Annotated in this window: 1 pseudogene; it reads right to left on the minus strand. The window is 29.2% G+C overall.

Annotated features, from left to right (window positions below):
* Positions 1 to 27: 27 nt before the first annotated feature.
* Positions 28 to 144, minus strand: a pseudogene (locus ACJ5GX_RS06960) (IS701 family transposase); the annotation flags it as partial.
* Between the last annotated feature and the right edge of the window lie 274 nt (positions 145 to 418).

The raw sequence follows: 418 nt of genomic DNA on the forward strand, positions 1-418 counted from the left end.
GATAATTAACTCAGCAGGAGTTTCCACTTAACAGAATTTTGTGTCAGTTAAAAGCCATCTAATGTTGTTCTGACTTGATGTTTTTATTACTTCCCAAGTTTGTTGATATAAAGTAATTTATTCATTTATCATATCAAACCAGGCGGCACCGTCAAGTTAAGGGAGGTATAAATTAAGTATTGAATAATTATAAGAAATGATTTATAGAATAGCCGTAATAATTTATGACTAAATCTTAACTTGACTATAAAAATCGTTATTGTGTTAATTACGGGTAGTTTTGTGGTTTAAGTTTAGAGGATAAAGTACCGAATCATTCATCATTAAGTAGGATAAGAGATAGATTTGGGGTAGAACTATTTCAAAAAATATTTGTAAGCTTGATTAAGCAATGGTATGCACTAGATATTATAAAAGG

The sequence above is a fragment of the Wolbachia endosymbiont of Tuta absoluta genome, assembly GCF_059414725.1.